The sequence below is a fragment of the Pseudomonas sp. FeS53a genome (assembly GCF_000931385.1).
Classification (GTDB): Bacteria; Pseudomonadota; Gammaproteobacteria; order Pseudomonadales; family Pseudomonadaceae; genus Metapseudomonas; species Metapseudomonas otitidis.
The window spans coordinates 1-508 of the sequence record NZ_JYFT01000025.1; the positions used below are offsets into that span (position 1 = coordinate 1).

Annotated in this window: 1 pseudogene; it reads left to right on the plus strand. The window is 70.5% G+C overall.

Annotated elements, in window-relative coordinates:
- Nucleotides 1-508: pseudogene (locus tag SZ55_RS29025) on the plus strand (LysR substrate-binding domain-containing protein); the annotation flags it as partial.

Sequence of the window (508 nt, forward strand, 5' to 3'; positions counted from 1 at the left end):
CGGCGTGTCGCTGACCCCGGCCGGGCAGCGCTACTACGAGAAGATCGCCAGCGCGCTGCAACAGATCGCCGATGCCGGCCACGAGCTGACCCCGGGCGGGACGGCGCGCTGGCTGAAGATCATGGTGGTGCCGGCCTTCGCCAAGCGCTGGCTGATGCCGCGCCTGGAGGCCCTGCTGGAACAGCGACCGGGGCTGAAGATCGCCATCGAGCCCAACCCCACCTTCGAGGCGGTGGACGGCCAGCGGGCCATGGGCAGCCAGGTACGCGGGCGAGCAGACCGGGAACACGTTGGGGTGCAACAGGGTGATCGTGCGGCGGCCGTATTGCCCGGGCAGGCCGTAGGCGATGCCCAGGTCCGCCCGCTGGCGGGCCCGAAAGAGCTGGCCACGCACAAGCTGATCCACGTCGACGACGGCGAGTGGTGGAACGCCTGGCTCGCGGCACTGGGCTGCCCGCTGCGGGTCAGCTCCGAGGTGCTCTACATCAGCAACGACCATGCCCTGAGC